Source organism: Halomonas organivorans, from assembly GCF_014192055.1.
Lineage (GTDB): Bacteria > Pseudomonadota > Gammaproteobacteria > Pseudomonadales > Halomonadaceae > Halomonas > Halomonas organivorans.
In genome coordinates this window covers 48,752-70,388 of the sequence record NZ_JACHXM010000012.1, presented here as the reverse complement: position 1 = coordinate 70,388, position 21,637 = coordinate 48,752, and the positions used below count along the sequence as shown (strand labels likewise).

General features: G+C 65.2%; 22 protein-coding genes. 21 read left to right on the top strand and 1 reads right to left on the bottom strand.

Annotated elements, in window-relative coordinates:
• Positions 1-9: 9 nt before the first annotated feature.
• Positions 10-1,785, bottom strand: a complete 1,776-nt coding sequence (locus tag FHR96_RS12960) for a chloride channel protein (RefSeq protein ID WP_183388106.1) — start codon at positions 1,783-1,785, stop codon at positions 10-12.
• 106 nt (positions 1,786-1,891) lie between these two features.
• Between FHR96_RS12960 and argC the strand changes: the two genes are divergently transcribed.
• The 21 genes from argC to FHR96_RS12855 all read left to right on the top strand — a co-directional run bounded on the left by argC (position 1,892) and on the right by FHR96_RS12855 (position 21,632).
• Entirely contained in the window at positions 1,892-2,926 is a 1,035-nt protein-coding gene (argC, locus tag FHR96_RS12955) for an N-acetyl-gamma-glutamyl-phosphate reductase (protein ID WP_183388105.1), read from the top strand.
• A gap of 147 nt (positions 2,927-3,073) precedes the next feature.
• Positions 3,074-3,427, top strand: coding sequence for an iron-sulfur cluster insertion protein ErpA (gene erpA / locus FHR96_RS12950; protein ID WP_183388104.1), 354 nt, complete (start codon positions 3,074-3,076; stop codon positions 3,425-3,427).
• A 114-nt stretch (positions 3,428-3,541) separates the two neighbouring features.
• Positions 3,542-4,303 (top strand): transporter substrate-binding domain-containing protein, encoded by a 762-nt coding sequence (locus tag FHR96_RS12945; protein ID WP_183388103.1) that lies wholly within the window; start codon positions 3,542-3,544, stop codon positions 4,301-4,303.
• 144 nt (positions 4,304-4,447) lie between these two features.
• On the top strand, positions 4,448-5,119 hold the full coding sequence (locus tag FHR96_RS12940) for an ABC transporter permease subunit (RefSeq protein ID WP_183388102.1): 672 nt from the start codon (positions 4,448-4,450) through the stop codon (positions 5,117-5,119).
• Positions 5,120-5,131: 12 nt separating this feature from the next.
• A complete protein-coding gene (locus tag FHR96_RS12935) occupies positions 5,132-5,905 on the top strand; it encodes an amino acid ABC transporter ATP-binding protein (protein ID WP_221195811.1) in 774 nt (257 codons plus the stop codon).
• A gap of 529 nt (positions 5,906-6,434) precedes the next feature.
• Positions 6,435-8,330, top strand: coding sequence for a tRNA uridine-5-carboxymethylaminomethyl(34) synthesis enzyme MnmG (mnmG, locus tag FHR96_RS12930; RefSeq protein WP_183388100.1), 1,896 nt, complete (start codon positions 6,435-6,437; stop codon positions 8,328-8,330).
• The gene (rsmG, locus tag FHR96_RS12925) at positions 8,327-8,971 is read left to right on the top strand and encodes a 16S rRNA (guanine(527)-N(7))-methyltransferase RsmG (RefSeq protein WP_183388099.1); all 645 of its coding nucleotides are present in this window, start codon (positions 8,327-8,329) and stop codon (positions 8,969-8,971) included. Before mnmG ends, rsmG begins: the two co-directional genes overlap by 4 nt.
• 56 nt (positions 8,972-9,027) lie before the next feature.
• The gene (locus FHR96_RS12920) at positions 9,028-9,798 is read left to right on the top strand and encodes an AAA family ATPase (protein ID WP_183388098.1); all 771 of its coding nucleotides are present in this window, start codon (positions 9,028-9,030) and stop codon (positions 9,796-9,798) included.
• 37 nt (positions 9,799-9,835) lie between these two features.
• Positions 9,836-10,759 (top strand): ParB/RepB/Spo0J family partition protein, encoded by a 924-nt coding sequence (locus FHR96_RS12915; protein WP_183388097.1) that lies wholly within the window; start codon positions 9,836-9,838, stop codon positions 10,757-10,759.
• 222 nt (positions 10,760-10,981) lie between these two features.
• Positions 10,982-11,368: a F0F1 ATP synthase subunit I gene (locus FHR96_RS12910; protein WP_183388096.1), complete on the top strand. Its 387-nt coding sequence runs from the start codon at positions 10,982-10,984 to the stop codon at positions 11,366-11,368.
• 14 nt (positions 11,369-11,382) lie between these two features.
• On the top strand, positions 11,383-12,246 hold the full coding sequence (atpB, locus tag FHR96_RS12905; protein ID WP_183388095.1) for a F0F1 ATP synthase subunit A: 864 nt from the start codon (positions 11,383-11,385) through the stop codon (positions 12,244-12,246).
• 70 nt (positions 12,247-12,316) lie between these two features.
• On the top strand, positions 12,317-12,565 hold the full coding sequence (atpE, locus tag FHR96_RS12900; protein WP_071943354.1) for a F0F1 ATP synthase subunit C: 249 nt from the start codon (positions 12,317-12,319) through the stop codon (positions 12,563-12,565).
• A 64-nt stretch (positions 12,566-12,629) separates the two neighbouring features.
• Positions 12,630-13,100 (top strand): F0F1 ATP synthase subunit B, encoded by a 471-nt coding sequence (locus FHR96_RS12895; RefSeq protein ID WP_183388094.1) that lies wholly within the window; start codon positions 12,630-12,632, stop codon positions 13,098-13,100.
• An 11-nt stretch (positions 13,101-13,111) separates the two neighbouring features.
• A complete protein-coding gene (locus tag FHR96_RS12890; protein WP_183388093.1) occupies positions 13,112-13,651 on the top strand; it encodes a F0F1 ATP synthase subunit delta in 540 nt (179 codons plus the stop codon).
• A gap of 16 nt (positions 13,652-13,667) precedes the next feature.
• Entirely contained in the window at positions 13,668-15,212 is a 1,545-nt protein-coding gene (atpA, locus tag FHR96_RS12885; RefSeq protein ID WP_183388092.1) for a F0F1 ATP synthase subunit alpha, read from the top strand.
• A 71-nt stretch (positions 15,213-15,283) separates the two neighbouring features.
• Positions 15,284-16,165, top strand: a complete 882-nt coding sequence (gene atpG / locus FHR96_RS12880; protein WP_183388091.1) for a F0F1 ATP synthase subunit gamma — start codon at positions 15,284-15,286, stop codon at positions 16,163-16,165.
• A 66-nt stretch (positions 16,166-16,231) separates the two neighbouring features.
• The gene (atpD, locus tag FHR96_RS12875) at positions 16,232-17,608 is read left to right on the top strand and encodes a F0F1 ATP synthase subunit beta (protein WP_183388090.1); all 1,377 of its coding nucleotides are present in this window, start codon (positions 16,232-16,234) and stop codon (positions 17,606-17,608) included.
• A gap of 24 nt (positions 17,609-17,632) precedes the next feature.
• Positions 17,633-18,061 (top strand): F0F1 ATP synthase subunit epsilon, encoded by a 429-nt coding sequence (locus FHR96_RS12870; RefSeq protein ID WP_183388089.1) that lies wholly within the window; start codon positions 17,633-17,635, stop codon positions 18,059-18,061.
• 87 nt (positions 18,062-18,148) lie between these two features.
• The gene (gene mgtE, locus FHR96_RS12865) at positions 18,149-19,519 is read left to right on the top strand and encodes a magnesium transporter (protein WP_183388088.1); all 1,371 of its coding nucleotides are present in this window, start codon (positions 18,149-18,151) and stop codon (positions 19,517-19,519) included.
• Positions 19,520-19,599: 80 nt separating this feature from the next.
• Complete coding sequence (locus FHR96_RS12860; RefSeq protein WP_183388087.1) at positions 19,600-20,397, top strand: undecaprenyl-diphosphate phosphatase; 798 nt, start codon at positions 19,600-19,602, stop codon at positions 20,395-20,397.
• A gap of 110 nt (positions 20,398-20,507) precedes the next feature.
• The gene (locus FHR96_RS12855; RefSeq protein WP_183388086.1) at positions 20,508-21,632 is read left to right on the top strand and encodes an FAD:protein FMN transferase; all 1,125 of its coding nucleotides are present in this window, start codon (positions 20,508-20,510) and stop codon (positions 21,630-21,632) included.
• The last annotated feature ends 5 nt before the right edge of the window (positions 21,633-21,637 follow it).

Below are 21,637 nucleotides of genomic sequence, written 5' to 3'. Positions count from 1 at the left end.
ATCGACTCCTCAGCCGGGGGGAACATCGCTATAGCGGTAATAACGCTCGATGGCGTCACGAGTGATGATACCGGAAATCCGCCGCTGCTTCGGGCGATGGCCGTGCTCCACGTACAAGGCATCGGCATGTTTGGTATTGAGCCGCTCGAAGGCCTCGGAGAGCGTCGCCTGCAAGTGGATCGGGGCCAGGTCGAGGCGTTGACCGGGGATCTCGAGCAGATCCAGTCGGCCTTCCTTGTCGATCAGTTTGTCGTTCTCGTCATGCTCGAGCAGCCAGCGGGCCAGATCCGCGGCCTTGAGGGCCAGGGTCGGCTTGGCGTCGCTGGAACGTTCGATCATGATCCACTCCGGCTTGGCCTCCAGCAGCGCCCCAGCCTGTTCGAGGGTCACCCGGCGGCGGGTACGCACCAGGGCACGCTCCATCACCGCCGGGACCGACACCCGGTTGAGCGCCTGCATCAGCGGCTGCTGCAGCGGATGCAGGCCATGGCGAGTCACGCTGATGAAAAAGCCGTCGCAGCCGCACAACTGGCGAGAGGTCAGCCCGGCCACGACCACCGCCAGCATGCCGGGCAGGATCAGGTTGGGATTGTGGGTCAGCTCCAGCAGGGCCATCAGCGCCGCCAGCGGCGCCTGCAGCACGGCCCCCATCATGGCCGCCATGCCCAGCATGGCGTAGACGGCAGGTCCCGCGGCAAGCTCGGGCATCAGCTGGGCCCCGAGCAGGCCGCATAGCGCCCCGGCTGCCCCACCGGCCACCAGTACCGGACCGATGATGCTCACCGGAATGCCGCACGCCACGGCAAAGGCGGTGATCAGCAGCTTGCCGATGCCCACTGCCAGCAGCACGTCGAGGCTCAACGAACCGCCGATGGTCAGTCCCAGGGTGTCATAGCCCATGCCCTGCACCTGGGGATACCACCAGGCCAGGGCACCCACCAGGCCGCCGGCCAGGGCGAAACGCGCCACGAAGGGGATCCGCTTGAGGTGCCCGCCAGCGCGCGCCACCCGCACGAAGCCGCCGGCCAGCAGGCCGATTCCCAGGGCACTGATGACGATCCAGGGCAGGTTGAGCAGCGATCCCAGGGCGATGCCCGTCTCTTCGAAGGGGCGCTCGAAGCCGAATACCGCTTGGGACACCACGGCCGCGACGGTCGAGGCCAGGATCACCGGCATGAAGCCGGTGATGGTGTACTCCATCATCACCACTTCCATGGCGAAGATGACGCCGGCGATAGGCGTATTGAAGGAAGCCGAGATTCCCGCCGCGGTGCCGCAAGCCACCAGCACGCGCAGGCTGTTGTGGGGCAGGCGCAGGCGCTGGCCAAGACCGCTGCAGGCGGCGGCGCCAAGGTGAATGGCCGGCCCTTCCCGGCCCGCGGAGAGGCCGCCAAGCACCGACACCAGGCCGACCCACCATTGGGTGAACCAGTTTCGCACGGGAAAGCGGCCCTGATGATAGGTCAACCGCTCGATGACGTGGGCGATGCCGATCTGGCGACCGGCGGGAGGCAGCCGCCATAGCCAGACACCGATCAACGCCACGGCCAGCAGCGGCAACAGCGCCCGCGTCACCGGCGCCAGGGCCTCGAAGGCCTCAGGGTTGTCACCCGGCATGAAGACCGAGGCACCGAGGATCAGCAGCGATCGGAATAGCACCATCAGCCCGCCGGTGATCAGCCCCGATACCACGCCCAGCACGCACAGCTGGGGCAGGGCATCCACGCTGGCCAGGCGGTGGCGGAAACGTTCCAGAGTGAAGCGGGATAGCGAGAGACGCGACAAGATGACCTTCCTGTTCGATCCGGCCCCCCTCCTAGGTGGGGACCCTCTCCCTTGTGTATCATATCCGTACACATAGGTCCCAGCGTCCACCAGTGAGGAGTCCATCGTGATCAAGGTCGGAATCGTCGGCGGCACCGGCTATACCGGGGTCGAACTGCTCAGGTTGCTGGCCCGTCACCCGGGGGTGAGCGTCGAGGTCATCACCTCGCGCAGCGAGGCCGGGCTAGGGGTCAGCGAACTCTACCCCAACCTGCGCGGCCACTACGACGAGCTGCGCTTCAGCGATCCTGACCCGGCGCGGCTAGCGGCCTGCGATGCGGTGTTCTTCGCCACGCCCCATGGCGTGGCCCACGCCCTGGCTGGCGAACTGCTCGAACGCGGCACTCGGGTGATCGACCTCTCGGCAGACTTCCGACTGCGCGACGCCGACGAGTGGGAACGCTGGTATGGTCAGCCGCACGGCGCCCCCGAACTGCTCGACGAAGCCGTCTACGGCCTGCCCGAGGTCAATCGCCAGCAGATTCGCCAGGCACGCCTGATCGCCGTGCCCGGCTGCTACCCGACCGCCGTCCAGCTCGGGCTGCTGCCGCTGCTGGAGGCCGGCCTGATCGATGCCGAGCACGTGATCGCCGACTGCAAGTCCGGCGTCACCGGGGCCGGCCGCGGCGCCAAGGTACCGTCGCTGCTGGCCGAGGCCAGCGAATCGATGAAGGCCTACGGTGCCTCCGGCCACCGCCATCTGCCCGAGATCCGCCAGGGCCTGGGCGACGCTGCGAACGGCCCGGTGGGACTGACCTTCGTGCCTCACCTGACGCCGATGATCCGCGGCATCCACGCCACCCTCTACGGCCGCCTGCAAGGTGAGCCGGGCGACCTGCAGGCGCTGTACGAGCAGCGCTTCGCCGACGAACCCTTCGTCGACGTCATGCCCGCGGGCAGCCATCCCGAGACGCGCAGCGTCAAGGGCGCCAACGTCTGCCGGATGGCCGTGCATCGCCCCGGCGACGGCGACACCGTGGTGGTGCTCTCGGTGATCGACAACCTGGTCAAGGGGGCCTCCGGCCAGGCCGTGCACAACCTCAACCTGATGTTCGGCCTCGACGAGTTCGCCGGCCTCGATGCCCCGGCGATGATGCCCTGACCTCCTCCTCACCCAGGGCAATCGCTGCCGGGCATGGCGAGGGGCGCCAGGGACAGGTCGCCCCCACACAATAGTTGACCCTTTTGCTAGGGGTTATGGATAATCGTCGTCCTGCACGACATTCACCGAATTCCGGGGAGGTCACCCATGAGCGGTGCCGCAACCTTCGTTCCCACTCCACTGCTGCTCTCCGACAGCGCCAAGGCTCGACTCCAGGCGCTGATCGAGGAAGAAGGCAAACCCGAGCTCAAGCTGCGCGTCTACGTGACCGGCGGCGGCTGCTCCGGCTTCCAGTATGGCTTCGACTTCGCCGAGGCAGCGGCCGAGGACGACACCCTGGTCGAGTTCGGCGAGGTCGCGCTGGTGGTCGACCCGCTGTCCTACCAGTACCTGGTGGGGTCCACCGTGGATTACGAGGAGGGGCTGGCCGGCGCCCGCTTCCTGATCCAGAACCCCAATGCCACCACCACCTGCGGCTGCGGCGCCTCCTTCATGGTCTGACGCCAAGCGTTGAGACACCCCGAAATAGCGTCATTTACCGAGACTTGACGCTCTCACGACAACTCGCCATGGTTGATTAGGTACTCCAAAACAAATCATGCCATGGAGAGTCACATGAAGCGTCAATTTCAGGCGGCATCGCTGGCGTCCTGCCTGGCCCTCGGCCTGAGCGCCACGGCCCAGGCCCAGGACACCACCCTGGACGTCGTCACCGACCCGAGTTTCGTTCCATTCGAGATGATGGATCAGGACTCCGGCGAGATGGTCGGCTTCGACATGGACATCATCGCCGAAGTCGCCGAGCGTGCCGGGTTCGACTACAACCTGCGCACCATGGACTTCAACGGCATCATCCCTGCCATCCAGACCGGCAACGTCGACATCGCCATTGCCGGCGTCACCATCACCGACGAACGTGCCGAAATCGTCGACTTCTCCGATCCCTACTACGACAGCGGCCTGCGTCTGCTGGTCAATGCCAACGACGACAGCATCCAGAGCGTCGAGGACCTGGAAGGCAAGAAGGTCGGCACCAAGATCGGTTCCACCAGCTACGACTTCCTCCAGGAAAACCTGGGCGACTCCGCCGACATCACCCCCTATCCGGGCTCCAGCGACATGTACATGGCGCTTCTCGGCGGCAGCGTGGATGCGGTCTTCTACGATGCGCCCAACGTCGGCTATTTCTCCCAGACCCAGGGCGAGGGTCGCACCAAGGTCGTCGGCCCGCTCTACGAAGGCCAGCAGTACGGCATCGTGCTGGTCAAGGGCAGCGATTGGGTCGAACCCGTCAACGAGGCCCTGGTTTCCATGAAAGAAGACGGCACCTACGACGAGATCCACAGCAAGTGGTTCGGCAGCCCCAGCGGCGAGTGAACCTCACGCGAGGCTGAACGGGGTCGGGTCACTGGACCCGGCCCCGTTGCATTAGGCAACGTCCGAAAAGCGCCTGCGCTCGTCTACTTTTCAGACCTTGCCTGGGCCCAGCGTCTCCCCTTTGTATCCTGACGGAGATCTTTCGTGGACGTCACCTTTCAATTCGACTGGCAGGCTGCCTTCGCCTCCATCCCCCACCTGCTGACGGGGATCCCCTATACCCTGCTGATCTCCTTCTCGGGCCTTGCCCTCGGTTTCATCATCGGCATCGTCTTCGGCCTGCTGCGCATCAGCCCAGCGAAATGGCTGAGATGGCCCGCCGTGGCCTACATCGAGATCTTTCGCGGCACCCCTGTGCTGGTGCAGGTGCTGTTCATCTTCTATGGCCTGCCGCAGCTGCTCGGCGGCCCCATCAACGCCCTGGTGGCCGGCATCGCGGCGATCGCCGTCAATTCCGGTGCCTACATCTCGGAGATCGTGCGCGGCGGCGTACAGTCCATCGAGCGCGGCCAGCGCGAAGCCGGACTATCCCTGGGCCTGTCCCGACGCCAGACCTTTCGTTACATCATCTGGCCCCAGGCCTTGCGGCGCATGATCCCGCCGCTGGGCAACCAGGGCATCATCAGCATCAAGGACACCTCGCTGTTCTCGGTGATCGGCGTAGGTGAGCTGGTGCGTCAGGGCCAGGTCTACATTGCCACCACCTTCAATGCCCTCGAGGTCTACCTGATGGTCGCCATGCTCTACCTGGTGGTCACCCTGACCCTGTCAGTGGCATTGCGCCTGCTGGAGCGCAAGGGCCTGGTCGGACAATAAGGAATGCACGAGATGAACCAACAGACGTCCCAATCCGGCGGCGAGCCCATCGTGCGCCTGAGCAAGCTCAACAAGTCCTTCGGCACCCTCCACGTGCTCAAGGACATCGACCTGTCGGTCACACCCGGCGAGGTGGTGGTGATCATCGGTGCCAGCGGCTCCGGAAAGTCGACCTTGATCCGCTGCATCAACGGCCTCGAGGAATTCCAGCAGGGTGAGCTGGAAGTCGACGGCAACCCACTGAAACCCCATGGCAAGGCCACCAAGGCGCTGCAGAAGATTCGCACCGAGGTCGGCATGGTGTTCCAGCAGTTCAACCTCTTTCCGCATCTCAGCGTGCTGGACAACGTCACCCTGGCCCCGATGAAGGTTCGCGGCTGGAGCCGTGAGGATGCCACCGAGACCGCCGAACGGCTGCTGGAGCGAGTGGGCATCAGCGACCAGGCCGCCAAGTTCCCTACTCAGCTCTCCGGCGGCCAGCAGCAGCGCGTGGCGCTGGCCCGGGCGCTGGCCATGGAACCCCGTTTGATGCTGTTCGACGAGCCGACATCGGCGCTGGACCCGGAGATGATCGGCGAGGTGCTGGATGCCATGCGCGAACTCGCCAACGAGGGCATGACCATGCTGATCGTCACCCATGAGATGGGCTTCGCCCGCGAAGTCGCCGATCGGGTGATCTTCATCCACAAGGGCGAGATCGCCGAGGAGGGGCCACCGGAAACGATCTTCGACTCGCCCCAGGCCGAACCCACCCGAAATTTCCTGTCGCGGGTGCTCAAGCACTGACAGCGTCGCGTCTTCTGCGTCCCTCACAGGGCCCTGTCGTTATCGACAGGGCCTTTTTTTGGCCTGTGGACAAGATTTTCCGGTAATGGCCGCTGAGCCCTGCCATCCCGGGGCACAGGAGGAAACAGCGAGGTTGTTCACAGGCGCGGTAACAAGCCCGGTAGAATCACGTGGACAAGCCGTGTTCGAGACGGGCTGTGGGTAAACCGCGCATTCCTCCACAGGGCCCGAACATCCCGTCCGCAGGTCACCCGCCGCTTTTCCGCGCAGTGGTCAACACTTCAACATGTTGATAAGTAAAGTATAAAATGGGTTATCCACGATAAATGTCCACACCAGTAGTCACTACCACAACAGAACTTCTCTTTATCTATTTGTTTATTGATTTAAGTGAGAGGAAGGACCGCGGGCGCGGCGCTTCCCGGGTGTGGAAAACCCTGACGATTACCCACAAGGGAGTTATACTGGCGGGCTGATTTCATACCCTGATCCGCAACATTCGGCGCGACGGCGCCGATCGAGGTGAACCTTGGAGTATCCCGACCGCTTCGACGTCATCGTCATCGGCGGTGGTCATGCCGGGACCGAAGCCGCCCTGGCCTCGGCTCGCATGGGCTGCCGGACCCTGCTGCTGACCCACAACATCGAGACCCTGGGCCAGATGTCCTGCAATCCCGCCATCGGCGGGATCGGCAAGAGCCATCTGGTCAAGGAGATCGATGCGCTCGGCGGTGCCATGGGGCTGGCCACCGACCTAGGCGGCATCCAGTTCCGGGTACTCAATGCCCGCAAGGGGCCGGCCGTGCGGGCGACCCGTGCCCAGGCCGATCGCGTGCGCTACAAGGCAGCGATTCGAGGTCTGCTGGAGAACCAGCCCAACCTTGAGATCTTCCAGCAGGCGGCCGGCGACCTGATCGTCGACGGTGACACCGTACGCGGGGTGGTCACCGAGACCGGCGTGCGCTTCATGAGCGATACCGTGGTGTTATGCACAGGCACCTTCCTCGGCGGCGTTATCCACATCGGGCTCGACAACAGCCGCGGCGGCCGGGCCGGCGATCCGCCTTCCAACGCCCTGGCCGAACGCCTGCGTGCGCTGCCGTTTCGCGTCGACCGCCTGAAGACCGGCACGCCACCCCGTATCGACGCCAAGAGCGTGGATTTCTCGGTACTCGAGGAGCAGCCGGGGGACGCCCCGACGCCGGTGATGTCCTACCTCGGTAGCCGTGACATGCATCCTCGCCAGGTCAGTTGCCATATCGCTCACACCAGCGAGCGCAGCCACGAGATCATCCGCGCCAACCTGGATCGTTCGCCGATGTTCTCCGGCACGATCGAGGGCGTGGGGCCGCGCTACTGCCCGTCCATCGAGGACAAGGTGCACCGCTTTGCCGACAAGGCGAGCCACCAGATCTTCATCGAACCCGAGGGGCTGGATACCCACGAGCTGTATCCCAACGGCATCTCCACCTCGCTGCCGTTCGACGTGCAGCTGCAGGTGGTGCGCTCGATCAAGGGGCTGGAGAACGCCCATATCACCCGCCCGGGCTATGCCATCGAGTACGATTTCTTCGATCCCCGCGATCTCAAGCACTCGCTGGAAACGAAATTCATCCACAACCTGTTTTTCGCCGGCCAGATCAACGGCACCACCGGCTACGAGGAAGCCGGCGCCCAGGGCCTGCTGGCCGGGCTCAACGCAGCCCGTCGCGCCCGTGAGCTAGAGGCCTGGTGGCCGCGCCGCGACGAGGCTTACCTCGGCGTGTTGGTGGATGATCTGATTACCCTGGGCACCAAGGAGCCCTATCGGATGTTCACCTCGCGGGCGGAATATCGCCTGCTGCTGCGCGAGGACAACGCCGATCTGCGCCTCACCGAGGCGGGGCGTGAGCTGGGGCTGATCGATGAGCGCCGCTGGGCCGCCTTCAGCGCCAAGCGCGAGGCCATCGAGGCAGAGACCGCTCGCCTTCGGACCAGCTGGGTCCAGCCCGGCAGCGAGGCTGCCTCGCGGGTGGCCGAGAAGACCGGCCAGCCGCTGTCCCGCGAGTACAACCTGATGGATCTTTTGAAGCGACCGGAGCTCGGTTACGACGATCTCGCCAGCCTGGTCGGCGAGGCGGTCGACGACGAACGTGTCGCCGAACAGGTGCAGATCCAGGCCAAGTACCAGGGCTACATCGACCGCCAGCAGGACGAGATCGACAAGCTCAAGCGCCACGAGGCCACCCGGCTTCCCGATGACCTGGACTATGCGCGGGTCGAGGGGCTCTCCAACGAGATCCGCCAGAAACTCGGCGAGGCTCGGCCGGAGACCCTGGCCCAGGCCTCGCGCATCTCCGGGGTCACGCCCGCGGCGGTCTCGATCCTGCTGATTCACCTCAAGAAGCGTCGACTGCTGGACGACAGCCGAGTGGCCAACGGATGATCCCGAACGAGACGACCCTCAGAGACCGCCTCGAGCGTGGCCTGGCCGAACTCGGTCTCGACGTGACCCCGGAGCGACGCGAACGCCTGTTGGCCCTGGTGGGCCTGTTGCACAAGTGGAACCGCGCCTATAACCTCACCGCGGTACGCGATCCCGAAGAGATGGTCGCTCGGCACCTGCTCGACAGCGCCGCCGTGCTGCCCTTCGTGAAGGGGCCAAGCCTGCTCGACGTCGGGGCCGGTCCCGGCCTGCCGGGGCTGGTGCTGGCGATTCTCGCGCCGGAGCTCGAGGTCACGCTGCTCGACAGCAATGGCAAGAAGGTGCGCTTCCAGCGCCAGGCGGTGATGGAGCTGGGCCTCGAGCGGGTCACCCCGGTCCAGGCCCGGGTGGAGGCCTTCGAGGCGCCCGCCGAGGGCTTCGACCAAGTGATCTCGCGGGCCTTCGCCAGTCTCGAGGACTTCATCGCCCTGAGCCAGAGGTTGCCGGGGGAGGGCGGACAATGGCTGGCCATGAAGGGGCCCGCCGTGGAGGACGAACTCGCCGGCCTGCCGGAGGGGGTCGCAGCGGTGGCTTGCCACTCGCTGAGAGTGCCGTTTTCGGCCGGCGACCGCCGCCTGGTGATCCTCGAGCGTGCGCGCTGAGGCGGGATGCGCCGGACGCTGCCGAGAACCCTGTCTCCCAACGCAAGGATGTCGCCGTGACCAAGATTATCGCCTTGACCAACCAGAAGGGTGGCGTGGGCAAGACCACCACTGCCGTCAACCTGGCCGCCAGCCTGGCCGCCCTGGATCGTCGCGTGCTGCTGGTCGACCTGGACCCCCAGGGCCATGCCACCATGGGCAGCGGCGTCGACAAGCACGAGCTCGACGGCAGCGTGCTTGACGTGGTGCTCGGGGAGCGCCGCCCCACCGAGGTGATCCTCGACTGTCCCGAGGCGGGATATGCCCTGCTGCCGGGCAACGGCGACCTGACCGCCGCCGAAGTCGAACTGCTCGACCGTGACGAGGGCCGCGAGCAGAGCCTGGTCAAGGCTCTCGGCGAGGTGGCCGGCGAGTACGACGTGGTGCTGATCGACTGTCCGCCGTCGCTCAACATGCTCACCGTCAATGGGCTGACCGCCGCCCACGGCGTGCTGATTCCGCTGCAGTGCGAATTCTACGCCCTGGAGGGGCTGTCGGCGTTGCTCGACACCGTCGAGCAGATCAAGGACAGTGTGAACCCGAGTCTCGAGGTCTTCGGCATCCTGCGCACCATGTTCGACTCGCGCAACAGCCTGACCCGAGACGTCAGCAAGCAGCTGCGCGACTACTTCGGCGACGCCCTGCTCAAGACCACCATCCCCCGCAACGTGCGGGTCGCCGAGGCCCCCAGCCATGGCCTGCCGGTCACCAAGTACGCGCGCTTCTCGCGGGGCAGCCAGGCCCACCGGGTGCTGGCCAAGGAACTGATCCGTCGCCTGTCGTTGTAGCCAACGCCGGCCTGCGCTTACAGATGAGGGAAAGCCGATGACGCGTAAACAACGCGCTCTGGGACGTGGCCTGGACGCCCTGATCGGTGCCGGCGCCCGCCGCCGCGAAAGTCTGGATCTGCCGGGAGGCGAGGCGCCGCCGGAGAGCGAGCTCAACGGTGCCGAGTCGCTGCCGCCTGCCGCCGACGAGCGGCTTGAACGCCTGCCGCTGGGCCAGCTGAGCCGGGGCCGCTACCAGCCGCGCCGCGACATCCAGCCCGAGGCCCTCGAGGAACTGGCCGACTCGATTCGCGCCCAGGGGGTCATGCAGCCGATCGTGGTGCGTCCGATCGGCGAGAAGCGCTACGAGATCATCGCCGGCGAGCGGCGCTGGCGGGCGGCACAGCTCGCCGAGCTGGACGTCATTCCGGCGGTGGTGCGCGAGGTCACCGACGAGGTGGCGCTGGCGCTGGCGCTGATCGAGAACATCCAGCGCGAGAACCTCAACCCCATCGAGGAGGCCATGGCGCTCAAGCGCCTGCTCGACGAGTTCGAGCTGACCCAGCAGCAGGCGGCCGATGCCGTGGGGCGCTCCCGGGCCCAGGTGGCCAACCTGCTGCGCCTGCTGGCGCTGGATCCCGAGGTGCAGACCCTGCTCGAGCGCGGCGATCTGGACATGGGCCACGCCCGAGCGCTGCTGGCGTTGTCCGGACCCAAGCAGCGCCAGGCCGCCCATGAGGTGGTCAACAAGGACCTCACGGTGCGTGCCACAGAAGCACTGGTGAAGCAGCTCGCCAAGGGCGAGCCGAAAAAGGCCGACAAGCCGACGCCGAGTCCCGATGTGGCACGCCTGGAGTCGCGCCTGGGCGACCTGCTGGGGGCTCCGGTCAAGATCCAGCACGGCCGCGGCGGCAAGGGGCGAGTGACCATTCGCTACTCGAGCCTCGATGAGCTGGACGGCATTCTGGGGCACATCAAATGAGTGGGATACGCTCACCGCTAATATTAGTCAGCTAAGCAAAGTGTCGCGGATTTCTCGACTTTTAGTCGTAAGCTGGGGGGATATCGCGCGAAATCGCTCCGTGATCGGTTGAAGCCATCGTGGGGCTTCCCTATAATCCCGCCGGGCCCGCCGTTGGGAAGTGTTCGCACGGCGGAGCGGAGGTAGCGGACGCCTGGCGTCGATATCGTGCACGGAGACCCCATGGCAGCCAGGATCAAGCGTCCCAGCGTTCGACGACTGCTGCTGGTGCAGTTCGGCATGGTTTGTCTGGCGAGCCTTCTCGGTGCCTGGTCGGAGGGTGGTCCCGGCGCGCTCTCGGCACTGCTTGGCGGCGCGGTGGCCTTCCTGCCCAATGCCTTTTTCACCTGGCGAGTCTTCCGCTATCAGGGGGCTCGACATACCAGGAACATCGTCAACGGCTTCTATCGCGCAGAAGCCGGGAAGTTCGGTTTGACGGCGGCTCTGTTCACCTTGGTGTTCATCGCAGTGCCCCCCTCAAACCCCGCTTTCTTCTTTGGCGCTTACGTGGTGACGCTGTTCGTCCATTGGCTGGGACCCTGGCTGCTGCGGCGACCGTCACACACCTGAAATCGAGGCAGATCATGGCAGGCAATACCCCGACAGCGACGTCGTACATCCAGCACCATCTGCAGAACCTGACCTTCGGGCACCATCCGGAGCACGGCTGGAGCATCGCGCAATCGGCCGAAGAGGCCTCCGAAATGGGCTTCTGGGCCCTCCATCTGGACACTCTGGGCTGGTCCATCGCCCTGGGCCTGGTGTTCGTGCTGCTGTTCCGCAAGGTGGCTTTGAAGGCCACCACCGGCGTGCCCTCCGGGCTGCAGAATTTCGTCGAGCTGATGGTCGAGTTTGTCGACAACTCCGTGAAGGATACGTTCCACGGCAAGAGCCAGCTGATCGCGCCGCTCTCGCTGACCATCTTCTGCTGGGTCTTCCTGATGAACCTCATGGACCTGGTGCCGGTGGACTTCCTGCCCATGCTGGCGCAGAAGGTCGGCGCCATGTTCGGTGCAGACCCGGCCCACGTCTACTTCAAGGTGGTGCCCACCACCGACGTCAACGCCACCCTCGGCATGGCGCTGTCGGTGTTCGCGCTGATCATCTTCTACACCATTCGCGAGAAGGGCTTCTCCGGCTTCATCGGCGAGTTGACCCTGCATCCGTTCAGCTCTCCCAACAAGCTGGTGCAGGCACTGTTCATCCCGGTCAACTTCCTGCTCGAGACCGTGACCCTGATCGCCAAGCCGATCTCGCTTGCACTGCGTCTGTTCGGCAACCTCTATGCCGGCGAGCTGATCTTCATCCTGATCGCCATGATCGGGCTGTGGCAGCTGCCCCTGCACTTCGCCTGGGCGACCTTCCACATCCTGGTCATCACGCTGCAGGCCTTCATCTTCATGATGCTGACCATCGTCTATCTGAGCATGGCGGTGGAGAAGCACTGACGTTTCACCCTTAACCCTTACCATCAACCCTTAACCACAAACCTCTATAACCTAACTGGAGAGAACCACCATGGAAGCACAAGTTCTGGGTCTGACCGCCATCGCCGTGTCCCTGCTGATCGGCCTGGGTGCCCTGGGTACCGCCATCGGCTTCGGTATCCTGGGTGGCAAGTTCCTGGAAGGCGCCGCGCGTCAGCCGGAAATGATCCCGATGCTGCAGGTCAAGATGTTCATCGTCGCCGGCCTGCTGGACGCCGTGACCATGATCGGTGTGGGTATCGCGCTGTTCTTCACCTTCGCCAACCCGTTTGTCGGTTAACTCGCCGCGGTCGCAAGACCCGACGAGCCCTTAACCCCAAACATGTGACGCGAGAGGTGCTGGCGTGAACCTGAACCTTACCCTGATCGGCCAGGCTATCGCCTTTGCGTTCTTCGTCTGGTTCTGCATGAGGTTTGTATGGCCGCCGGTCATGCAAGCCCTGCGGGACCGTCAGAAGAAGATCGCCGATGGCCTGGACGCTGCCAGCCGTGCTTCACGCGACCTCGAACTGGCCGAACAGCAGGCCAGTGAGACGCTGCGTGAAAGCAAGGAGCAGGCGGCAGAAATCCTGGAGCAGGCCCATAAGCGGTCCAGCCAGATGATCGACGAGGCGCGTGAGCAGGCCCGCCAGGAAGGCGAGCGCATGATCACTCAGGCCAAGTCCGAGATTGAGCAGGAAGTGAACCGCGCGAAGGATGAGCTGCGTAGCCAGGTGTCACGACTCGCCGTCGTGGCCGCGGAGCGGATCCTGGAGTCCTCCATCGACGAGAAGCGGCACGCAGAGCTCGTTGACAAACTCGCCGAAGAGCTTTGAGGAGGTGACCCATGGCGGAACTGTCTACCGTCGCTCGCCCCTACGCCAAGGCGGCTTTCGAACACGCCGTTGAACGCAAGGCGCTCGAGGACTGGTCCGGCATGCTCACCACCGTGGCGCGTGTCGTCGACAACGACGACATGCGCCGTCGAGTGCTGGGCAATCCGCGGCTTTCCAGTGAACAGAAGGTGGCGGCCCTGGTCGACGTCTGCGGCGATGCCGTAAACGACGAGGTCGCCAACTTCCTGCACCTGGTCAGCCACAAGGGCCGTCTGATGGCCCTGCCGGCCATCGCCGCGCAGTTCGAGCTGCTCAAGGCCCAGCAGGAGAAGCGCATGGACGTCGATATCGTCTCCGCTTTCCCGTTGGACGACGCGCAGCAGGACAAGCTCGCGAGTGCTCTGGCCAAGCGTCTGAACCGCGAAATCTCCATTACCACTCAGGTGGATGAGAGTCTCCTGGGGGGCGTGATCCTGCGCGCCGGCGATACCGTCATCGACGGTTCGGTGCGTGGTCGACTCAACCGCCTCCACGAGGCCCTTTCCGTCTGAGCCTGAGGGACATGGCATGCAGCAACTGAATCCTTCCGAGATCAGCGACATCATCAAGCAGCGTATCGAAAAGCTGGATGTCGCATCCGAAGCCCGCAACCAGGGCACCATCGTCAGCGTGTCTGACGGTATCGTGCAGATCCACGGTCTCACCGACGCGATGTTCGGTGAGATGATCGAGTTCCCGGGCGGCATCTTCGGCATGACGCTCAACCTCGAGCGCGACAACGTCGGCGCCGTGGTGCTGGGCGACTACCTGCAGCTCGAAGAGGGCATGACTGCCCAGTGCACCGGCCGCATCCTCGAGGTGCCGGTGGGTCCCGAGCTGCGCGGTCGCGTGGTCGACGCCCTGGGTAACCCGATCGACGGCAAGGGCGAGCTCGGCACCGAGCTCACCGACGCGGTGGAAAAGGTCGCCCCCGGCGTCATCACCCGTCAATCCGTCGACCAGCCGATCCAGACCGGCTTCAAGTCCATCGACGCCATGGTGCCGATCGGCCGCGGCCAGCGTGAGCTGATCATCGGCGACCGCCAGATCGGCAAGACCGCGATCGCCGTCGACGCGATCATCAACCAGAAGGGCACCGGTGTCACCTGCGTCTACGTGGCCATCGGCCAGAAGCAGTCGACCATCGCCAACGTGGTGCGCAAGCTGGAAGAGCACGGCGCCATGGAGCACACCATCGTGGTCGCCGCCGGCGCCGCCGATCCGGCCCCGATGCAGTTCCTGGCCGCCTACTCCGGCTGCACCATGGGCGAGTACTTCCGCGACCGCGGTGAAGACGCCATGATCGTCTATGACGATCTGTCCAAGCAGGCCGTGGCCTATCGTCAGGTCTCCCTGCTGCTGCGTCGTCCGCCGGGCCGTGAAGCCTTCCCGGGTGACGTCTTCTACCTCCACTCCCGTCTGCTCGAGCGCGCCGCGCGCGTCAATGCCGACTACGTCGAGAAGTTCACCAACGGCGAAGTGAAGGGCAAGACCGGCTCGCTGACCGCGCTGCCGATCATCGAGACCCAGGGCGGCGACGTCTCCGCGTTCGTTCCGACCAACGTGATCTCGATCACCGACGGCCAGATCTTCCTCGAGACCGATCTGTTCAACTCGGGCATCCGTCCGGCCATCAACGCCGGTCTCTCGGTGTCGCGTGTCGGTGGCTCCGCCCAGACCAAGATCATCAAGAAGCTCGGCGGCAGCGTGCGTCTGGCCCTGGCCCAGTACCGCGAGCTGGCGGCCTTCGCCCAGTTCGCCTCCGATCTGGACGAGGCCACCCGCAAGCAGCTGGAGCACGGTCAGCGCGTCACCGAGCTGATGAAGCAGAACCAGTACGCGCCGATGTCCGTGGCCCAGATGGCCATCTCCCTGTATGCCGCCAACGAGGGCTACCTGGAAGACGTCGAGGTCAGCAAGGTGCTGGATTTCGAGCGTGCCCTGCAGGACTACATGAAGTCGGAGCACGCCGAGCTGCTCGACAAGATCAATGAGTCCGGCGACTACAGCGACGAGATCAAGAGCGGCCTGAAGGCCGGTCTCGACAAGTTCAAGGCCACTCAGAGCTGGTGACCCCGCCGGCCCGCTCCCTTCGGGGAGCGGGCCCTGGAGCTTTCTGAGGGCCACGAACGGAGTAGATCGCTATGGCAGCTGCAAAAGAGATACGCACCAAGATCGGCAGCATCAAGAACACGCAGAAGATCACCAGTGCCATGGAGATGGTCGCTGCGTCGAAGATGCGCAAGGCGCAGGACCGGATGAAGGCCAGCCAGCCCTACGCCCAGCAGATCCGCAAGGTGGTCGGCCACGTCGCCGATGCCAACCCCGAGTACAAGCATCCGTGGATGCTCGAACGCGAGGTCAAGCGGGTCGGCTACATCGTGGTGTCCAGTGACCGCGGCCTGTGCGGTGGCTTGAACGTCAACATGTTCAAGGCCGTCGTCAAGGACGCCCAGGCCTGGCGCGACAACGGTGCCGAGCTGGATTTCTGCGCCCTGGGCAGCAAGGCCACCTCCTTCTTCCGCAAGTACGGCGGCAGCCTGGTGGCGGCCAAGAGCGGCCTGGGCGAGGCGCCGGAGGCCGACGACCTGGTCGGCAGCGTGAAGGTGATGCTGGATGCCTACGACGAGGGCAAGCTGGACCGCCTGTACGTGGTGTTCAACGAGTTCGTCAACACCATGACGCAGAAGCCGGTGGTTCGCCAACTGCTGCCCCTGTCTCCCGAGATGGGTGCCGAAGAGCAGAACGAAGAACACAAGCGTCCCGGAAGCTGGGACTACCTGTATGAGCCGGATGCCAAGGAGCTGTTGGATAGCCTGCTCGTGCGTTTCGTCGAGGCGCAGGTCTATCAGGCGGTGGTCGAGAACGTGGCCTGCGAGCAGGCTGCGCGGATGATCGCCATGAAGAGCGCCACCGACAATGCCGGCAATCTGATCGACGACCTGGAGTTGGTGTACAACAAGGCCCGTCAGGCGGCCATTACCCAGGAAATCTCCGAGATCGTCGGTGGCGCCGCCGCCGTATAACGCCGAGGAAGGGCCAGCTCCTTCCGGCAACCGGGTTTCATTTGCAGGTATTTGAGAGGAACCAAGATGAGCGGACGTATCGTACAAATCATCGGCGCGGTGATTGACGTAGAGTTTCCGCGGGACGATGTGCCCAAGGTCTACGACGCGCTGAAGGTCTCCGAGAAGGAGACCGTTCTCGAGGTCCAGCAGCAGCTGGGCGACGGTGTGGTGCGGACCATCGCCATGGGCTCCACCGAGGGCCTCAAGCGTGGCATGGACGTCGCCAACACCAACGCGGCCATCTCCGTGCCGGTCGGTGAAGCGACTCTGGGTCGCATCATGAACGTGCTCGGCGAGCCGATCGACGAGGCCGGCGAGATCGGTGAGCAGGAGCGCATGCCGATTCACCGCAAGGCCCCGGGCTATGCGGACCAGGCGGCGGCCGAAGAGCTGCTGGAAACCGGCATCAAGGTCATCGACCTGGTGTGCCCGTTCGCCAAGGGCGGCAAGGTCGGCCTGTTCGGCGGCGCCGGCGTCGGCAAGACCGTCAACATGATGGAGCTGATCCGCAACATCGCCACCGAGCACAGCGGTTACTCCGTGTTCGCCGGTGTCGGCGAGCGGACCCGCGAGGGCAACGACTTCTACCACGAGATGCAGGAGTCCAACGTTCTCGACAAGGTGTCGCTGGTCTATGGCCAGATGAACGAGCCGCCCGGCAACCGCCTGCGCGTGGCCCTGACCGGCCTGACCATCGCCGAGAAATTCCGCGATGAAGGCCGTGACGTGCTGCTGTTCGTCGACAACATCTACCGCTACACCCTGGCCGGTACCGAGGTGTCCGCACTGCTGGGCCGCATGCCCTCAGCGGTGGGTTACCAGCCGACCCTGGCCGAGGAGATGGGCGTCCTGCAGGAGCGCATCACCTCCACCAAGACCGGCTCCATCACCTCCGTGCAGGCGGTGTACGTGCCCGCGGATGACTTGACCGACCCGTCTCCGGCCACCACCTTCTCGCACCTCGACGCCACCGTGGTTCTGGCGCGTTCCATCGCCGAGCTGGGCATCTACCCGGCCATCGACCCGCTGGACTCCACCTCTCGTCAGCTGGATCCGCTGGTCGTCGGCGAGGAGCACTACAAGACCGCCCGCGGCGTGCAGGGCGTGCTGCAGCGCTACAAGGAACTCAAGGACATCATCGCCATCCTGGGCATGGACGAGCTGTCCGACGAGGACAAGCTGGCCGTGGCCCGCGCGCGTAAGATCCAGCGCTTCCTGTCGCAGCCGTTCTTCGTCGCCGAGGTCTTCACCGGCGCCCCCGGCAAGTACGTGTCGCTGAAGGAAACCATCCGTGGCTTCCAGGGCATCCTCGACGGCGAGTTCGACGAGCTGCCGGAGCAGGCCTTCTACATGGTCGGCACCATCGACGAGGCCGTCGAGAAAGCCAACCAGATGAAGTAATCCCTCCACCTGGGAGACGTCATCATGACGAAAACCTTCAAGTGCGAGATCGTCAGCGCCGAGGCGTCGATCTTCTCCGGCGAAGCCGAGCAGGTCGTGGCGGCCGGACGGGCGGGGGATCTCGGTGTGCTGGCGGGGCACACGCCGCTGCTCACCGAGCTGGCCCCCGGCCCGGTGCGGATCGTCCGTGGCGGAGGTGAAGAGGATCACTTCTATGTCTCGGGCGGCTTCCTCGAGGTGCAGCCCGAAGTGGTCACCGTGCTCGCCGATACCGCCGTGCGCGCCGACGACCTGGACGAGGCCGCCGCCGAGGAGGCTCGCCAGCAGGCCCTCAAGGCCATGCAGGACAAGTCCGCCGAGCTGGACTACACCCGCGCGACGGCCGAGCTGGCTGAAGCCGCGGCCCAGTTGCGGACTATCCAGCAGCTGCGGCGCAAGGCGGGCCGCAGCTGACGCTGCTCCCGCCCTGTGCGATGATGGCGCCCCCCGATTCCGTCGGGGGGCGCTTTCGTTTGCGTCGGCACCGCAAGGACTTGGCCCATGCCGCTCGAAGATAGCCTGAACCGTCACAAGGACTCTCTGCTCGCCGCCCTGGAGGTGGACGATCGCGCGCGGCTGGACGCCCAGCTGCCGGAGCTGCGCTCCGCCGACATCGCCGAGATCCTGCAGGATCTGCTCGAGGACGAGGATGCGCTACGCGCCCGGGCCCTGCTGGATTGCCTGCCGCTGGAGCGCCAGGCCAGCGTCATCGGCCATCTTCATGGTGAAGAGCAGCTGGCGTTCACGGCCGGCATGGGCGACGACCGCCTTCAGGCGATGCTCGAGGAGATGGGGGCCGACGAGCGGGCCGACCTGTTCAAGGTGCTCGATGACGACCGTCGTGAGGCGCTGCTGCGGCGCATGGCCCACCAGGAGCGCGAGGAACTCAAGCGCCTGGCGAGTTACGAGGAGGGCACGGCCGGAGCGTTGATGACCTCGGACTACGTGGCGATCCCCGCCGGCATGACGGTGTCACGGGCGATGATGCGGGTGCGTCAGACCGCGCCGGATGCCGAGACCGTCTATCAGTTGTACGTGATCGATCCCGAGGGGCGGCTGGCCGGTACCATGTCGCTGCGTCAGCTGATGGTGGCGCGGCCCGGGGCGCGGGTCGACGACCTGATGATTCACGACGTCATCCATACCACCGTGGACACCCCCCAGGAGGAGGTGGCCCGGGTCGTGGCTCGCTACGACCTGCTGGCGCTGCCGGTGGTGGACGAAGCGCGGCGTCTGGTGGGCATCGTCACCCACGACGACGCACTGGACGTGGTGGAGTCCGAGGCCACCGAAGATATCCACAAGGGGATGTCGATCGGTGCCCTGGAGGACGGCGTCAGCCGGGTGCCGCTGTGGAGCCTGTATCGCAAGCGCGTGACCTGGCTGGTGCTGCTGGTGTTCGGCAACCTGCTGTCGGGGGCCGGGATCGCCCATTACGAAGCGACCATCTCGGCCCAGGTAGCCCTGGTGTTCTTCCTGCCGCTGCTGATCGGCAGTGGCGGCAATGCCGGTGCCCAGGCCGCCACTCTGATGGTGCGCGGCATGGCCACTGGCGATGTCGGGGTGCGCGACTGGGGCAAGCTGCTCGGCCGCGAGCTGCTGGTAGCCGGTTCGCTGGGGCTGACCATGGCACTCGCCGTGGCCCCGATCGGCGTCTTTCGCGGTGGTGAGACGGTGGCGCTGGTGGTGGCGATCAGCATGATCGCCATCGTGCTGTTCGGCAGCCTGCTGGGCATGTGCCTGCCCTTCGTTCTCGATCGACTGGGATGGGATCCTGCCACCGCCTCGGCGCCGCTGGTCACCACCATGATCGATGCCTCCGGGGTGCTGATCTACTTCAGTATCGCCACCCTGTTGCTGTCCGGCGGCTGACGGGCGGACAGCGAGCGCCGGGACCTGTATGCTCTGGCCCTGCTTCGAACACTGTTTCCACTCACCGAGAATCGCCACCCATGGATTGGCTACAGATCGTCCTGCTTTCCCTCGTTCAGGGGCTGACCGAGTTCCTGCCGATCTCCAGTTCCGCCCATCTTATCCTGGTACCGGTGTTCACCGACTGGCCCGACCAGGGGCTGGCCTTCGACGTGGCCTTGCACTTGGGCAGCCTGGCGGCGGTGGTGATCTATTTCCGTCATGAACTCGTCGCCATGGTGACCAGCTGGTGCCGCAGCATCGCCGGCCACGGGACCGACGACGACGCTCGGCTGGCCTGGTGGGTGATCCTGGCGACCACCCCGGTGGGCCTGGCGGGGCTGGCGTTCAAGGACACCATCGAGGCGGTGATGCGTTCGCCGCTGGTGCTGGCCGGGGGACTGATCGTGTTCGGCGTGGTATTGGGCGTCGCCGACTGGCGCCATCGCGGCACGCGCAGCGAGTATCGAATGAGCTGGCGCGATGCCCTGTGGATCGGCCTGGCCCAGGCCCTGGCGCTGATCCCCGGTACCTCGCGCTCCGGCATCACCATGACCGCGGCGCTGATGCTGGGGCTGACCCGTGAGGCGGCGGCACGCTTCTCCTTCCTGCTGTCGATCCCGGTGATCATCCTGGCCGGCGGGCTTGAGACCCTGGACCTGCTCGAGACGCCGCTACCGGTGGCCTGGGGCGACCTGGCGGCGGGTACCCTGCTGTCGGGCATCAGCGCCTACCTGTGCATCCACTTCTTCCTGGCCTTCATCCGCCGAATCGGCATGCAGCCCTTCGTGGTCTACCGGCTGTTGCTGGGTGTAGCCCTGATCTGGCTGTTCGGCTGAGGAAACCCTGATTTATTGTTGCGCTCGACGACCCACATGGACGAGGGAAGTGCGTTGGTTCGTCGGGAACGAACCTAGCGATTCTGGTTTATTTCTTTGTTGGAGTCCCCATGACCCTTCCTACCCATCGCCTCGCCTTCCTGACGCTGCTGCTGGTCGCCCTGCTGGCCGGCTGCTCGGAGCGGACCCTGGACACCCCGGTCACGCTAGAGGGCGATATCTTCGGTACCTTCTATCAGGTGAGCATCGCCGACCCGATCACCGCCGAGCGCCGCGATGCGCTTGAAGACGGCATCCTCGACGAGCTCGAGAGCATCGATGCATCCATGTCCACCTATCGCGACGACGCCGAGCTGGTGGCCTTCAATCATGCGCCCCTGGGCGAGTGGCAGACGCTGTCGGCGCCGCTGATCAAGGTATTGTCGATCGCTCACCAGGTGGGCGAAGCCAGCGGCGGTGCCTTTGACGTCACCGTGGGAGGGCTGGTCAACCTGTGGAGCTTCGGGCCCGAGGCACGCCCCCGTGCCGTGCCGGAGGACGAACTGATCGAGCAGCGACTCGCCGAAGTGGGCATGGATACCCTGGAGCTCGATGTCGCGGCGAATCGCGCACGACGGCTGAAGGACGTGTTCGTCGACCTGTCCGGGGTGGCCAAGGGGTATGCCACCGACCGAGTCGCGGCCTATCTGGCCGATCAAGGCATCGACGACTACCTGGTCAACATCGGTGGCGAACTCGAGGTGGCCGGGCATCGCGACGGCGAAGCCGAGCCCTGGCGCATCGGCGTCGAGATTCCCCGCGATGGCCGTCCCCAAGCCAAGTTCGTGCTGCCGCTCGAGAACACCTCGGTGGCCACCTCCGGCGACTACCGCAACTACTTCGAGCAGGATGGACGCCGCTACTCGCACACCATCGATCCGCGTACCGGGCGGCCGATTCGCCATCGTCTGGCCTCGGTGACGGTGGTGGATGCCTCCAATGCCAGGGCCGACGCCTGGGCCACGGCCATGTCGGTGCTCGGCGAGGATGAGGGCATGACGCTGGCACGCCGTCATGATCTGGCCGTGCTGATGCTGGTACGCAACGATGCCGGCGATGGCTGGTGGAGCCAGGCCAGCCCGGCCTTCGCCGCTCGCTTCGGTCGCGACAGGCTCGAGGAAATGGGCATCCGGGTGGCCGATGGCTCGGGCGACGCCGCTGGCGTGGATGCCGAGGCCTCCGACGCACTAGAATGAACCGA

Bases quoted from the DNA above. Each gene is read 5' to 3' on its own strand.
- FHR96_RS12910 (WP_183388096.1), top strand. From the start codon at position 10,982: ATGGCAGCCAGGATCAAGCGTCCCAGCGTTCGACGACTGCTGCTGGTG.
- FHR96_RS12860 (WP_183388087.1), top strand. From the start codon at position 19,600: ATGGATTGGCTACAGATCGTCCTGCTTTCCCTCGTTCAGGGGCTGACC.
- rsmG (WP_183388099.1), top strand. From the start codon at position 8,327: ATGATCCCGAACGAGACGACCCTCAGAGACCGCCTCGAGCGTGGCCTG.
- erpA (WP_183388104.1), top strand. From the start codon at position 3,074: ATGAGCGGTGCCGCAACCTTCGTTCCCACTCCACTGCTGCTCTCCGAC.
- atpA (WP_183388092.1), top strand. From the start codon at position 13,668: ATGCAGCAACTGAATCCTTCCGAGATCAGCGACATCATCAAGCAGCGT.
- FHR96_RS12870 (WP_183388089.1), top strand. From the start codon at position 17,633: ATGACGAAAACCTTCAAGTGCGAGATCGTCAGCGCCGAGGCGTCGATC.
- atpG (WP_183388091.1), top strand. From the start codon at position 15,284: ATGGCAGCTGCAAAAGAGATACGCACCAAGATCGGCAGCATCAAGAAC.
- mgtE (WP_183388088.1), top strand. From the start codon at position 18,149: ATGCCGCTCGAAGATAGCCTGAACCGTCACAAGGACTCTCTGCTCGCC.
- FHR96_RS12890 (WP_183388093.1), top strand. From the start codon at position 13,112: ATGGCGGAACTGTCTACCGTCGCTCGCCCCTACGCCAAGGCGGCTTTC.
- FHR96_RS12855 (WP_183388086.1), top strand. From the start codon at position 20,508: ATGACCCTTCCTACCCATCGCCTCGCCTTCCTGACGCTGCTGCTGGTC.
- atpE (WP_071943354.1), top strand. From the start codon at position 12,317: ATGGAAGCACAAGTTCTGGGTCTGACCGCCATCGCCGTGTCCCTGCTG.
- atpD (WP_183388090.1), top strand. From the start codon at position 16,232: ATGAGCGGACGTATCGTACAAATCATCGGCGCGGTGATTGACGTAGAG.
- FHR96_RS12915 (WP_183388097.1), top strand. From the start codon at position 9,836: ATGACGCGTAAACAACGCGCTCTGGGACGTGGCCTGGACGCCCTGATC.
- atpB (WP_183388095.1), top strand. From the start codon at position 11,383: ATGGCAGGCAATACCCCGACAGCGACGTCGTACATCCAGCACCATCTG.
- FHR96_RS12935 (WP_221195811.1), top strand. From the start codon at position 5,132: ATGAACCAACAGACGTCCCAATCCGGCGGCGAGCCCATCGTGCGCCTG.
- FHR96_RS12945 (WP_183388103.1), top strand. From the start codon at position 3,542: ATGAAGCGTCAATTTCAGGCGGCATCGCTGGCGTCCTGCCTGGCCCTC.